We start from the raw sequence: 13,870 nt of genomic DNA, 5'->3' as shown, positions 1-13,870 counted from the left end.
TCTAGTCACAGAAAGTATCAGCTAAAGTAAATACTTCATCAAGAACAGTCACAGCTATATCCAGTTCTTCCTTACTAATTGTTAGTGGCGGCCCAACAAATATATGATTCCATCTTACAAAAGAGTGTAAACCTAGCTCTTTGAATTTACCTGCAATCTTAGTTGTAATACTAACATCTTTAGCATTATAAGGAACTAATGGCTCTTTTGTTTCTCTATTTTTAACAAGCTCAAAACAACCTAATAGACCTTTTGATCTATAATCACCAATACATTTATGTTTAGCTTTTAACTCTTCTACTTTTTCACCGAAGTATGCAGACATTTTATTTACATTATCAAGCACATTTAATCTTTCATACTCATTGATAGTAGCTAAACCTGCAGCACAAGACACTGGATGACCACTATAAGTAGCACCTAATACAAAAGCTGTTTCTTGGAATTTCGCCATAATCTTGTCAGAAAGCATACAACAACCTAATGGTAAATATGATGATGTAATGCCTTTTGCCATAGTAACAATGTCCGGTACAATGTCATAGTTCATAAAACCAAACCATTTGCCAGTACGGCAGAAACCACTCATTACTTCATCAACGATTAGTAAAATACCGTACTTATCACATAACTCTCTTACACCTTCCATGTAGCCTTCTGGATATAAGTAGCAACCAGATGTACCACTTACACCTTCGAGCATAATCGCAGCAACATTTTCAGCAGCTTCGTAATTAATTACTCTTTCTAAGTGCTTTAAAGCTTCTTCTGTTTGTTTCTTAGGGTTTTCATTATAGATGCCATCATAAGTAGATGGTATTTCAAAATGAACAACACCAGGGATACCATCTGCATCATGAGGAAGTTTTCTAGGATCTCCACCCAATGTCATAGTCGCATAACTACCACCATGGAAAGATCTATACCTTGTTAGTATTTTCTGTTTACCTGAATATGCTCTAGCGGCCTTGATTGCAGCTTCATTTGCACTTGCTCCACATAATGTAAAATATGCTTTATTTAAATCACCTGGTAAAAGCTCTGCTAATTTCTTTGCTAACTCACCTTTAACTTTAGTAGCGTGAACAGGTGCAGGAAAAGCAATTGCTTTCATTTGCTCTGTTACAGCATTAATTACAGCCAGATTACCATGCCCTAGATTTACACTGATCAAACCTGCAGTAAAATCTAAAATTTTCTTACCATCATAATCATATATGAAAGAACCTTCTCCCCTTTCGATACATGCAGGATTTAAACCACCTTGTTTCACCCAAGTAAAAACATTATGATCAATATTATTTTGTTTAATTTGTTCTCTAATACTCACATTTCTCTCCTAAAAAATACAATATAATTTTTGTTTAAATACTTTAGCCTAAGCAAATATTAGCTCATCCAATCTTTCTTATGCTTAGCATTCCATTTTGTTGTAATTTTCTTAGTCTGAGTCCAGAAATCTACCGGTTGAGATCCTGTGATATCAGAAACACCAAATTTAGAGTCTTTCCAACCACCAAAACCAAATGGCTCTCTTGGAACTGGTACTCCAATGTTCACACCACACATACCAGCTGTTAACCTATCAATAACATAAGTCGCAGCTTCACCATCTTGAGTATATACAGATGCACCATTCCCATATATAGATGAGTTTTGAATCTTGATAGCCTCTTCAATATTTTTAACTCTAATAATAGTTACAACTGGACCAAAAATCTCATCACAAGACCATGGCTGACCAAACTCTGCACCATCGATAATAGTCGGGTTCACATAGTAACCACCCTCTTTACCTTCAACTACAGCATTTCTACCATCTAGTAAAATCTTACATCCAGCATCTTTTGCTTTAGTAATGTAGTTTTCTATTCTATCTTTAGATTCTTTTGTTATGATTGCACCAAGATTTACACCAACTTGTACATCCTTAGCTTTCTCCACAACTTTTTCAATAATATGATCAACATCACCAACTGCTATTAGTAATGATGCTGCCATACATCTTTGACCTGCACATCCCGTGAAAGATGCCACAATATCGCTTGATGCCATATCAGGATCAGCATCTGGTAATAACAATAAATTGTTTTTAGCACCTCCCAAAGCAATACATCTTTTGCCTGACTTAGCCGATCTCTCATATACGATCTTCGCTACAGGACTAGATCCAACAAATGATACTGCTTTAATATCTGCGTGATCACAAATACCCTCTACAATATCTCTATCGCCTTGAACAATATTAAATACACCATCAGGTAAACCAGCTTGCTTTAATAGTTCAGCAGTTCTTATACAAGATAATGGTACTCTTTCAGAAGGTTTAACAATCATTGCATTACCTAAAACTAGAGCCATTGGAATAGTCCAATGAGGAACCATAACCGGAAAGTTTAATGGTACAATACTTGCAACAACACCTAAAGGAGTTCTTTGCTCTTTACACTCAATACCTGTACTAATAACTTGTCTTCTATCACCTAGCGTTTGAGGGATAGATACTGCAAGCTCACAAAGCTCCATAGCTTTTGCTATTTCTGCAGCACCTTCTGCAAGTGTTTTACCATTCTCTTCAGCACAAAGCTTTGCTAGTGCTTCAAAATTTTCTTCCAAAAGCTGTCTGTATTTAAAAAATACCTGAGCTCTTGTCTTAAACGTAGTGTTTCCCCAAGCTTCTTGAGCCTCTTTAGCTATATTCACAGCATTGTTTAAATCTTCAACAGATGAACAAGTCATCTTGGCAATTACTTCACCAGTTTGAGGATTATCTATATCAATAACTGTAGTTCCTGTTGGCTTAACTTGTTGACCATTTATAAAATTATTTGCTTGATATTTCATCATACTTTCCTCTTAGTTTTAATTTTTCTTATAATGTTTAAATAAAATGTTTTGTTACTGAAACTTATCTGCATTAGATACTTAAAAGAAAGCAAATAATAAATCAGTTTTATTTCATAATCACTTAGGAGTAGGCATAAAGCAAATTGATTTTTCTAATAGCCCGTATTTAAAAAATTAATTATCTTTAAACTTACGAATAAACCATAATCTTTAAATAAATACTTATTATGTTAGATATTTTGATAACTGCATAACAAATTTGAGGTTTTATATTTATATGCAAAAAAGTATTAGTTTGATTAGTTTAATCGGTATAGGGATTACTTCTTTAATAGGTTCAAGCTGGCTATTTACTGCCGAATATAGTACAAAAATAGCAGGTTATGCATCTATAGTTTCTTGGATTATTGCAGCAATAATCACTTTTGTAATTGCTCTATCCTTTATGGAGTTTAGTACACTTTTCTCAACAAATGGTGCTTCATCAAAAGTTCCAACTATTATATACGGTCCTATGACTGGGTTTATATTTGCAGTATTTACTTGGCTTTCTTATATGATGTTTGTTCCCATAGAAAGCCATGCTATTATTCAATATTTAGCGGTATATTTCCCAACACTGCTAAAAAATCAAATTCATCACATGATAGCAGGTATAATTATTGTGGCACTTTCCTGTTTACTAAACTTCTTATCAATAAGCTTGATATCTCGTATAAACAGCTATTTCACTATACTAAAAATTATCATCCCAATATTTGTGGCTTTATTTATAGTGATTTTTTGCCTTAGTACTCCACAGCAAGCTACACACTATGTCGGCGATAGCTCACTACATGTACTAACTTGGAAATGGTCAGAGATTTTCACAGCCATCACAATGGGTGGTATTGCATTCTCATTTATTGGTTTTAAGACGATTATAGAAATAGCTGGCGAAGCCCATAACCCCAAAAGCACCATTCCATTATCAATAATTCTAGTGATTTTAATATCTTTAATAATTTTCCTTCTAGTGCAAATCGCTTACTTCTACTCTGCTAAGAATTTTGATAATGTCTACGTTGGAACAAATGAGCTTGGAGCATTTGGTGTAGTTGCTTCAAATATAGGTTCAAGACTCCTAAGTACTATCTTATATTTTTCAGCTCTAACATTTCCATTTATATGTGGTGTTATGTATCTACGAGTTTCTGTCGAGTCATTGAATGTCCTAATAACAGAAAATATCTTACTGCAAGATGCCACAAAAAATAGAAAAGGCATGAAAACCTATATGTTAATTAGCTTTATCATTTCTTTATTTATTTTCTTTATATTTGACAACTGGGCAGAAGTATCTACATTTATTGCAGCACTTATGGCTATTACATACCTAATTGGCCCACTAGCCACTATGAACTTTAGAAAATCAATACCAGATGTAAATAGAGCATACAAACTAAAAGCTGCAGATGTCACTTGCTTCTTATCATTCTATTTCTCTAGTATTATTATCTTCTTTAGTGGCTGGAATACCATTGTTAATATTGTTATCTTTGCAATTATTTGTAGCACTATATTTATCATAATAGAAAAAACCCGAGTAAAAAGTCATAAGCTTCATTTTCTAAAGAGTTTATGGTTCTTTCTACATATTATATGCATAACTATTATATCTTTTTGCTATAACACGTACCCAGAATACTTTTCCTTAATCTTAACTTTATTACTAATTTTTATATTTTCTCTTGTAACTTATATTTATGCTCTTAGCTCAAACCTGTCCATAGAAGAAATAAAAAGAAGTTATACCAACCTAATAACAAAAAACCATTTAAATTCTAAAAATAATCTCTAAAATATATGCCAACTCTAGCTTCAGGAAATGAATCATGTATCACGTTGGAATATCAGGACCTTATATTTTTACAGTGATGTTTCTTATAGGAATAATTGCTGAAAGTATGACAGGTGTTATATCTTCGTCTCGAAGAAATATGGATGCTTTTGGAGTTGTAGCAATCGCTTTAACAACTGCTTTAGGTGGCGGTGTAGTCAGAGACCTAATCTTAGGTAATCTTCCTGTAACGATTATCCTCCACCCTTATTACATTGTTATATGTTTATTTTTCTCAATTATTGCTATCTTTACACAAAAATACATTAATAAGTTTTATAAAATATTTTTGATATTAGATTCAATTGGTCTTATTGCTTTTGCTTACATAGGTAGTAGCATTGCACACCAGATTTGTACTGAAGTATTTAATATGCAGTTCTTTAGTGTTTTTATAGTTGGTGTTGTTATAGCTATACTTAACGGCGTTGCTGGAGGTATCATGCGTGATATGATCTGTAATGATATCCCAGTTGCTTTTACAGCAGAGCTATACGCTTCAGTAGCAGCTGTTGTAGGAGGAATGAACATTATTTTCATATACCTAAATGTAAACCTATATATAAGTGCTGCAATAATTATAGGTTTTGGTCTGACAATAAGAATTATGTCAATAATATATAAATGGAAATTACCGATAATCTAGTAAAGTTAATAATCTATACCTAGATACCGCTATGAAATCTAAACTCCGAATCTGAAGATAATATAAGATCCTTTTCTATTTCACCTATTCTTTTGATATCTTCGCCAATATCTGTAGAAGAATATTTTTCTGCAAAATGCAGATATATCGTAAAATGTCTTTTTTCTGACTCTAATAGCCCATTGTAGAACTTCTGTAATTCAGAGTCCAAGTATGGAGCAACTTTTGCAAACCTTTCGCAAGAACGAGCTTCTATATATGCCCCAATTATCAAAGCATCAATAAAGCGTCCTTCTTTATCTGTCCTAGCGGCCTTGATTAATTGACTAGCATATCTAGATGCTGATATAGCTTTGTATTGAATATCTCGCTTTTTCATAATACGCAACACCTGCTCAAAGTGTACCAATTCTTCTCTAGCGATCTTAGACATTCTAGTTACCAGTTCATATTTGTCAGGGTGTCTATAAATATATGTCATAGCTGAAGATGCTGCTTTCATCTCACAGTGAGCATGATCTACAAGCATAAGCTCTATATTTACTAATGCTTTCTGTATCCATTGATCAGGCGTTTCACATAACAAAAAATTCTCAATGGTTGCAAAATTCGCGTACTGTTGCTTCATGATAATTTATAAATTTACTTTTTGCAGTATTATAAAAAAATTGCTTAATATATTCTATTTAAAATTATTAAGAGTAGAATGTTTATATGAGTAAATCTGAATATTTAAAGTTATGAGTAATATAAATATAGCTAATAAACGCGTAGCAAGAGACGAAGTGCTTTATCACATAGGATTAAGTGAAGAGATGATAAATAGTGCAGAAATCGCAGTTCTTCCTGGAGATCCTAAAAGGTCAGAGCCTTTAGCAAAAATGCTAGATAAAAATGCTAAGTTTCTTGCTACTAATAGAGAATATACATCGTATTTGGCTAAAGTAGCTGGCAGAAATACTGTCATCATATCAACAGGTATGGGTGGTCCTTCAACAGCAATATGTATCGAAGAACTAGCTATGATAGGAATCAAAAAACTAATACGTGTGGGAACATGTGGTGCTATTCAAGAAAATATTGATTTTGGTGATTTGATATTAACCACTGCTTCTGTTCGTCTAGATGGAACTTCATATCATTATGCGCCAATAGAGTATCCTGCGGTTGCTGACTTTAAGTTAAATAGTTCTTTATACAACTCAGCAAAATCATTAGATATAAATATTCACTGTGGAATTACAGGATCTTCTGACACCTTTTACCCAGGCCAAGAAAGAAGAGATAGCTATAGCGGTTATGTAAGAAAACATTTTAGAGAATCTCTAGATGAGTGGAGAAAATTAAACGTTCTTAATCTAGAAATGGAGTCTTCTGCTTTGCTTACAGTATGTGCCACTTTTGGCTTGCAAGCCAGCTGTATATGTACAGTTCTAGCAAAGAGAATAACTTCAGAATCAGTCAATAAAAGCAGATATGATGAAGGTATACAGAATATAATGTCAATTATAAAACACTCAATTGAGAATAATTTTGAAAACTAAGGAAAAATAAACACTAATGAGCAATGATATTAACAACAAACTAATTGATGCAGCTATACAAGCAGCTGAGAATGCTTATACTCCATATTCTAAGTTTAATGTTGGTGCTGCACTATTAATGAAAGATGGCTCTATTTTAAAAGGTGCTAATGTAGAAAATGCTTCTTATGGACTATGCAACTGTGCTGAAAGAACAGTATTATTCTATGCTTATGCACAAGGCTATCGTAAAGAAGATATCAAAAAACTCGCAGTAGTTGCTGACACTCCGGAAGGAGTTTCTCCATGTGGAGCTTGCCGACAAGTTATGTCTGAGCTTCTAGATCTTGAGTGTCCAATTATATTATCTAACATCAAAAAAACAGATATAAAACAAACAAATATTAAAGAATTACTTCCATATATGTTTTCCTTATAGTTTAAGCATCATCACCAAGTAGTTTTTTGATAAAAAAGGTTGCTACCATGGTTATAACAAATGCAATCACAGCAATACTGATATAGATATTAAAACCATGTAAATATACATGTTTAAGTTCAATAATATTATTTATATTGTTATCAGATATGGCTGCAAAATTTGCAATAATACCTGCTACAAATCCACCAATACCAATATTTACTAGCCATAATCCCATATAAGCACCTATCTGTCCACGTGGAGCCAGTCTAGTTGCTAAAGACAATCCTATTGCTGATACAAAGAGCTCTGCAAAACCAAGACAGATATAGCATAAAGCAACCCAATAACCACTTACTAGACTTTGTGTATCTACTCCAGATAGATGAATTCCTACTGCGACAGTCACATACATAAAGATTAATATAAACATCCCTATTAAATACTTATAGATGTCTAATAAATTGTATTTTTTCCATAAAAGTCCTAATAAAACACCTCCTCCTAATACTGTCGAAGTATTAAATATTAGAAATGACTGAGTTGGAATATTAACTCCAAAAATTCTATGATCAACAACTCTATCTATAAACAGATTTAACGACATAAATATTTGGTTATATAACGCCCAGAATGCTACAGCAACTATCAAAAATATTAGGTAGGATACTGCCTTCTTCAAATCTTTTGGATCTTTAGCACCCTTAAATATAACAAATAAACTAAATATGATAATTAAAATTAAGAACAAATTAGAAATACTAGGGTTGTATATAACAATTACACTTGCTAACCCTCCACCAATCGATATAGCTATAGCAAGAATCCATTGAAAAACGCTGACACTTTCTCTATACAATTCCAAACTTAATTTTTTGAATCCTATATAAAAAGTTAAAGTTCCTATCAGAATCATTATCGCAGCTAAAACAAATATTGCTATATCTCCCATAGAATTATATATATAACCTGCTGTTGAAAAACCAAGCAACCCTCCTATATTTATCCCGACATAAAATATTGTGAATCCGCTCTGACGGTGAGTATCTTCAGGCTTATAACTATGACCTAAATAGCTACCAACATTCGTTTTCAATAAACCTGTGCCACTACAGACAGCCCCTAAGGCAATGCAAAAGGTAAATAAGTCACTTGCAAACACAAGATATGTATAGCCTGCTATTAAGAAGACGCCTCCCAAAAGCACACTACGATAATACCCTATAAGCTTATCAGCAACTTGCCCCGCTAATACTGATGTTATATAAAGCATTGCACTAAATGAGCCAACTATAATATTTGCTTTACTATCATTTAAGTCAAACCTTTGGATCAAAATAAAAATCATTGTTGTTGCAATTATTGCATAACCAAATCTTTCCCACATTTCAGTAAGAAAGCAAATAGGTAAAGCTCTTGGGTGTTTTAAATTTACACTAGACATAGTAATTTTCTAACTTTTAAAGTATTAATATTATATTGGAACTTCCAAAATAATAATATTAATAAATAATTATTTACCTATTAAGTTTTTTATATGAAATATTTTAGGTAAATGGTGGGTTGTACAGGATTCGAACCTGTGACCAATTGGTTAAAAGCCAACTGCTCTACCGACTGAGCTAACAACCCATAACTACAAAAAAATTGAAGTAAGAGGTAAAATAAATGGTGGGTTGTACAGGATTCGAACCTGTGACCAATTGGTTAAAAGCCAACTGCTCTACCGACTGAGCTAACAACCCTAAAGATTTGATGTTTATTATACTGACTAGATTTTATGTGTCAACACTTTATGCTGTTTTTTTCTATTTAATTCCAATATCTCAACAGGATGTTTTATTGTATGTCCTTCCATACGTTTGACTTGGCACCTACAGGAGAATCCTGTGGCAATCACAGATCTTATACCACTTTCTTTAATTTTAGCTTTCCAACTCAAATTATAAATATGTTTAGAAGCATCAATATGTTTAGTCTCATGTCCAAAACTACCAGACATGCCACAACATCCAACTTTAACTGCTTTTGTCTCAACACCAAAATGCTTAAATATTTTTTGCCACTGCTCTACTGACACGACAGATAAAGACTTTTCTGTACAATGATTAAAAAGATTAAACTCTTTATCTAACATTTTTTGCATAGTAGGTAAGGTATCAAGTTTTGTTATCAACCATTCTTGTACCAGTTTGACTTTAAATCTTATTTTATCTCGACAAGCTTGTTTATACTCATCTCTATAAACCAGCGTCATAGCAGGATCAACCCCAATCATTTCGACTTTAGTTTCAGCTATTTGATTGTATAGTTTAGTAGCTTTTAGAGCATGCTTTTTAAAATACTTCAGAAAACCCTTCACATGAGAAGGCTTACCATTAACTCTAAACGGAGCAAAATATACTCTAAAGCCTAGTGCTGTCAAGAAATCATACAACGACAGAACTATATGAGTATCATACAGTGATGTGAATATATCTTGGACGATACAAACAGCTTTTTTCTTCTGTTCAGTAGACAAACTTCTCATTTCTTCAAGATTAAACTCTGGAGCGCCTCTTTTTTTGAGCTCTGACCTTAAATTTAACGAACTGATGATTGGAGTATCTGCAAAACCAACTAAATTAGTCAATCCAGCTCTAACAAACTGAGTATTAAAAATATCATTATATATTTTTGGCATATATAAGTTGATTCTCAACAGTGACTCACTATATTTAACGAAATAATCTAGACCAGGTCTCTTATACTTAGAATGATAATGGTATAAGAATTTAGATTTCATTGTAGGGATATCAACTTTTATAGGACAACCTGACACACAAGCTTTACATCCTAAACATTTATCCAAAGAGTCATAAACTTGATGAGAGAAATCATCAGGATAATCTTCTATTTTATCGAAACCTGTATTATAGACTTTATCCTTTGTTGAGTATCCTGCTGCCGAAAGCTGATTAAGCCACTCACGTAATACCGCTGATCTTCCTTTTGGTGAATATAACCAGTTTCTACTAGCTTTGGCTGATGGACATATTACAGTGTCTAAATTATAGTTTAAACACTGCGAATTACCATTACAGTTATATGCTCCAGAAAATTGTTCGCGCATATCTTTAGGCACTTGCTCATCTGAATAACCCCTGAATGGCCCATCTACTTTTACAAGCTTATCCTTACTACCTGTTGGAACAGTAATTTTACCCGGATTAAGTTGATTATGCGGGTCAAATACTTTTTTGATATGTCCTAATGAGTCATAAAGCTCTTGACCAAAGTACTCTTTTATATATTCACTTCGATAGCCGTGACCATGCTCACCACATAAAACCCCACCATACTTTCTAACAAGTTCACTAACCTTTTGAGTAATTTGTTTAACCTTCTGAGAATCTTCAGCTGAGGACATATCTAGTGCTGGTCTTACATGCAAACACCCTACATCAACATGACCAAACATCCCATATCTTACACCATAAGAGTCTAGCAACACTGTTAACTCTTTGATATAGTCTGCTAATTTCTCAGGAGCTACTGTTGTATCTTCAATGAAAGGTATTGGTTTACGATCTCCTTTCATTGCACCAAGTAAGCCTACACCTTTTTTTCTCAACTCCCAAAGACTATCCATATCAGTTTGGCTTTCTGTGAAATGAAACACTGATTGTTTTTCTAGTAATTGCCTTTCTAGACGCGAGGTCATATTATCTAACTCATGTTGACTATCAGCAATAAATTCAACTAAATTTACTGCTGCCACATTAATAGAGTTATTCTTTTCAAGCATATACTTTATCTTGTGATAAATCTCATCGCCCTTTGCAATTTCAATTATATTATTGTCTATGGTCTCTATAGCTGATGGCTTAGATGACAATAAATCTCTAGCAGCTCTCAACGCATCATCAAAACTATTGTATGAAATCGCAAACAGTGCTTTAAATTTAGGTTTTTTAGTTAGTTTAAGTTTGAGTTCCGTAACAAAAGCTAATGTTCCTTCCGAACCAGATATTAAATAGCTTAGATTGACAGTATTGTCATCTTTGTTATAAGTTTTGGCAAGATTGTAGCCTGTTAAATAACGACTTAACTTGGGAAATTTCTCCTCAATTAATTCGTACTTATCTATAATATGTTCAACAACTATTGAGTATATATTTTTCTCAATGTCATTTAATTTATCTTCATTAAGATCACTTAATTTAATTTTTTTAGTAGATAACTTCTGCCCATTTATTAAAGTACACTCCAACTCTAAGACATGCGCACTTGTCCGTCCATAAATTCTAGAACCTTTACCACACGCATCGGTGTTTACCATACCTCCTAAAGTTGCTCTATTACTAGGTGATAAATTTGGTGCAAAGAAATATTCTGAATCAGTTAATGTATCATTAAGTTGGTCAAGCACAACACCTGGCTCAACTTTAACATATCCATTATCAAAATCTACTTCTAGAATATTATTCATGTATCGACTAGTATCTATAATGACCCCCGCACATAATGAGTGCCCTGAAGTACCAGTACCACCTCCACGAGGAGCAAATTTAATTTCTTGATACTCCTTCTTACTCGCTAATGCAAAAACTCTATTAACATCATTCTTACCATATGGAAAAACAATAAGCTCAGGAACAACATGATATACACTGTTATCCATTGATGATGATATTCTTGAAGCATAATCAGAATGTATATCACCTTCAAACCCTTTACTCATCAACTCTTCAGCAAAAGCACTAATCAAAGCATTTAAAGCATTTGTATTATTTAAGACTGGCAGTTTACTTGTTTTCATATATAAAAAATTATCCTGGTTAATAAAAAGTAGATAATACCCACCTAGAATTATATAAGAAAATTAACTTCACATAAATAATATTAGGAAAATACATAAAAGATAAAAACATTTCATTTTTTTGTATCAAAGCAGACAAACTCCAAATATAAAGTTATAATGACAATCGTATTTAAAAATAATTTCAAAAGTTAAAAGTTTTTGAGGATAAATATGAAAAAAACTACTCTTTTAGTGATCTTGGATGGTTGGGGCTACAGCGAAAGTGATTACTTCAATGCCATCAGAAATGCAAATACACCTACCTGGGATAGCATTTGGCAAGATTTTCCTAAAACATTAATTAGCGCATCTAGCTTAGAAGTTGGGTTACCTAGAGGCCAAATGGGAAACTCTGAGGTTGGACATGTAAATATTGGCTGTGGTAGAGTGGTCTATCAAGAGCTTACAAAAATTGACAAAGCAATCGAAGAAAAAACTTTTGGTGACAATAAAGCCATCTGTGATGCTATTGACAATGTTATCCAAAAAGATTCAAACCTTCACTTAATGGGTCTACTCTCTCCTGGCGGAGTTCATTCTCACGAAGAACATATTTTTGAAATGATAAAAATTGCCAAGCAAAAAGGTGTCAAAAAAGTATACTTACATGCTTTCTTAGACGGTAGAGATACTCCTCCGCGCTCCGCTGAAGACTCTATCAAAAAAACAGACAAGTTATTACAAGACTTAGAAATCGGGTATATCGCTAGCGTCAGTGGTAGATATTATGCAATGGACAGAGACAATCGTTGGGATAGAGTTGAAAAAGCTTACAACGCGATAGTCAATGCAGATGCCGAGTTTGTTTGTAATTCTGCGCTTGAAGCTCTAGAGGAGTCTTATGCTAGAGATCAATCTGATGAATTTGTCATTCCAACTTGTATCCAAAAAGATGGAAAACTGATAAAAGTTGAAGATAATGATAGTGTCATTTTTATGAATTTCAGAGCTGATAGAGCTAGAGAAATATCTCATGCTTTCACAGATGAAAACTTTGATCATTTCCCGAAAGACAGACATTTAAACATAAACTTCACAACTCTTACAGAGTACGATTCAAAACTTAAATGCAATGTAGCATTCCCACCGGATCAGCCAATAAATACTCTTGGCGAAGTACTAATGAAGAATCATAAGACTCAACTAAGAATAGCTGAAACTGAAAAATATCCTCACGTAACATTCTTTTTTAATGGTGGTAAGGAAGATCAATTCGAAGGTGAAGATAGGATCTTAATTCCTTCTCCAAAAGTTGCCACTTATGATCTACAACCAGAGATGTCTGCTCCGGAAGTTACTGACAAATTAGTTGATGCCATCAATAATGGTAAATATGATTGTATAGTTTGCAACTATGCAAACTCAGACATGGTTGGTCATACTGGTAACTATGAAGCAGCAATGCAAGCAATTGAATATCTTGATAAATGTTTAGCGAGGTTAAAAGATGCAATACTTGAACATGACGGTAACATGTTCATTACTGCAGATCATGGTAATGCTGATATGATGGTTAATCCTAAAACACAAAAACCTCATACTGCTCATACTACCAATCTGGTACCATTTGTATATGTTGGACATAAAAAAGCTCAAGTAGCTTTAGATCATGGTAAGTTATCTGATATTGCTCCAACTATACTTAATGTGATGGATATTACTCAGCCTCAAGAAATGACAGGCAAAACTATTTTTAATTTTGAAAAATAAG

Annotated in this window: 10 protein-coding genes and 2 tRNA genes; 5 read left to right on the top strand and 7 right to left on the bottom strand. The window is 33.3% G+C overall.

Translation table 11 applies throughout. From position 1 onward, the window contains the following. Position 1: 1 nt before the first annotated feature. Positions 2 to 1,330, bottom strand: a complete 1,329-nt coding sequence (locus tag F3D59_RS03585; RefSeq protein WP_150463827.1) for an aminotransferase class III-fold pyridoxal phosphate-dependent enzyme — start codon at positions 1,328 to 1,330, stop codon at positions 2 to 4. A 59-nt stretch (positions 1,331 to 1,389) separates the two neighbouring features. Then, positions 1,390 to 2,844, bottom strand: coding sequence for a CoA-acylating methylmalonate-semialdehyde dehydrogenase (locus F3D59_RS03580; RefSeq protein WP_150463826.1), 1,455 nt, complete (start codon positions 2,842 to 2,844; stop codon positions 1,390 to 1,392). A gap of 280 nt (positions 2,845 to 3,124) precedes the next feature. On the opposite strand from F3D59_RS03580, the gene F3D59_RS03575 reads away from it, so the two are divergent. Together F3D59_RS03575 and F3D59_RS03570 are read left to right on the top strand one after the other, a co-directional pair. Continuing rightward, positions 3,125 to 4,687, top strand: a complete 1,563-nt coding sequence (locus F3D59_RS03575) for an APC family permease (RefSeq protein ID WP_150463825.1) — start codon at positions 3,125 to 3,127, stop codon at positions 4,685 to 4,687. Positions 4,688 to 4,721: 34 nt separating this feature from the next. After that, a complete protein-coding gene (locus F3D59_RS03570; protein WP_013923425.1) occupies positions 4,722 to 5,372 on the top strand; it encodes a trimeric intracellular cation channel family protein in 651 nt (216 codons plus the stop codon). A 19-nt stretch (positions 5,373 to 5,391) separates the two neighbouring features. On the opposite strand, the gene F3D59_RS03565 is transcribed toward F3D59_RS03570, so the two are convergent. Next, positions 5,392 to 6,003 (bottom strand): tRNA-(ms[2]io[6]A)-hydroxylase, encoded by a 612-nt coding sequence (locus F3D59_RS03565; RefSeq protein WP_187986016.1) that lies wholly within the window; start codon positions 6,001 to 6,003, stop codon positions 5,392 to 5,394. A gap of 109 nt (positions 6,004 to 6,112) precedes the next feature. Here F3D59_RS03565 and udp point away from each other — a divergent pair, with 109 nt between their 5' ends. Both udp and cdd read left to right on the top strand, forming a co-directional pair. Next, positions 6,113 to 6,916 (top strand): uridine phosphorylase, encoded by an 804-nt coding sequence (gene udp / locus F3D59_RS03560; RefSeq protein WP_150463824.1) that lies wholly within the window; start codon positions 6,113 to 6,115, stop codon positions 6,914 to 6,916. A gap of 16 nt (positions 6,917 to 6,932) precedes the next feature. Beyond that, a complete protein-coding gene (gene cdd / locus F3D59_RS03555) occupies positions 6,933 to 7,334 on the top strand; it encodes a cytidine deaminase (RefSeq protein ID WP_013923428.1) in 402 nt (133 codons plus the stop codon). Position 7,335: 1 nt separating this feature from the next. On the opposite strand, the gene F3D59_RS03550 is transcribed toward cdd, so the two are convergent. The 4 genes from F3D59_RS03550 to F3D59_RS03535 all read right to left on the bottom strand — a co-directional run bounded on the left by F3D59_RS03550 (position 7,336) and on the right by F3D59_RS03535 (position 12,117). Next, on the bottom strand, positions 7,336 to 8,760 hold the full coding sequence (locus F3D59_RS03550) for a peptide MFS transporter (RefSeq protein WP_150463823.1): 1,425 nt from the start codon (positions 8,758 to 8,760) through the stop codon (positions 7,336 to 7,338). A 112-nt stretch (positions 8,761 to 8,872) separates the two neighbouring features. Further along, positions 8,873 to 8,948 (bottom strand) — tRNA-Lys (locus F3D59_RS03545). A 37-nt stretch (positions 8,949 to 8,985) separates the two neighbouring features. Beyond that, positions 8,986 to 9,061 (bottom strand) — tRNA-Lys (locus F3D59_RS03540). Positions 9,062 to 9,087: 26 nt separating this feature from the next. Continuing rightward, positions 9,088 to 12,117 (bottom strand): FAD-binding and (Fe-S)-binding domain-containing protein, encoded by a 3,030-nt coding sequence (locus F3D59_RS03535; protein WP_150463822.1) that lies wholly within the window; start codon positions 12,115 to 12,117, stop codon positions 9,088 to 9,090. Between the two features lie 213 nt (positions 12,118 to 12,330). Here F3D59_RS03535 and gpmI point away from each other — a divergent pair, with 213 nt between their 5' ends. Then, the gene (gene gpmI, locus F3D59_RS03530) at positions 12,331 to 13,869 is read left to right on the top strand and encodes a 2,3-bisphosphoglycerate-independent phosphoglycerate mutase (RefSeq protein WP_150463821.1); all 1,539 of its coding nucleotides are present in this window, start codon (positions 12,331 to 12,333) and stop codon (positions 13,867 to 13,869) included. Position 13,870: the final 1 nt, after the last annotated feature.

This window comes from Francisella sp. XLW-1, assembly GCF_008711455.1.
Lineage (GTDB): Bacteria > Pseudomonadota > Gammaproteobacteria > Francisellales > Francisellaceae > Francisella > Francisella salimarina.
This window is presented reverse-complemented; position numbering and strand designations above follow the sequence as displayed.

Bases quoted from the DNA above. Each gene is read 5' to 3' on its own strand.
- F3D59_RS03580 (WP_150463826.1), bottom strand. From the start codon at position 2,844: ATGAAATATCAAGCAAATAATTTTATAAATGGTCAACAAGTTAAGCCA.
- F3D59_RS03575 (WP_150463825.1), top strand. From the start codon at position 3,125: ATGCAAAAAAGTATTAGTTTGATTAGTTTAATCGGTATAGGGATTACT.
- F3D59_RS03570 (WP_013923425.1), top strand. From the start codon at position 4,722: ATGTATCACGTTGGAATATCAGGACCTTATATTTTTACAGTGATGTTT.
- udp (WP_150463824.1), top strand. From the start codon at position 6,113: ATGAGTAATATAAATATAGCTAATAAACGCGTAGCAAGAGACGAAGTG.
- cdd (WP_013923428.1), top strand. From the start codon at position 6,933: ATGAGCAATGATATTAACAACAAACTAATTGATGCAGCTATACAAGCA.
- F3D59_RS03550 (WP_150463823.1), bottom strand. From the start codon at position 8,760: ATGTCTAGTGTAAATTTAAAACACCCAAGAGCTTTACCTATTTGCTTT.
- F3D59_RS03535 (WP_150463822.1), bottom strand. From the start codon at position 12,117: ATGAAAACAAGTAAACTGCCAGTCTTAAATAATACAAATGCTTTAAAT.
- gpmI (WP_150463821.1), top strand. From the start codon at position 12,331: ATGAAAAAAACTACTCTTTTAGTGATCTTGGATGGTTGGGGCTACAGC.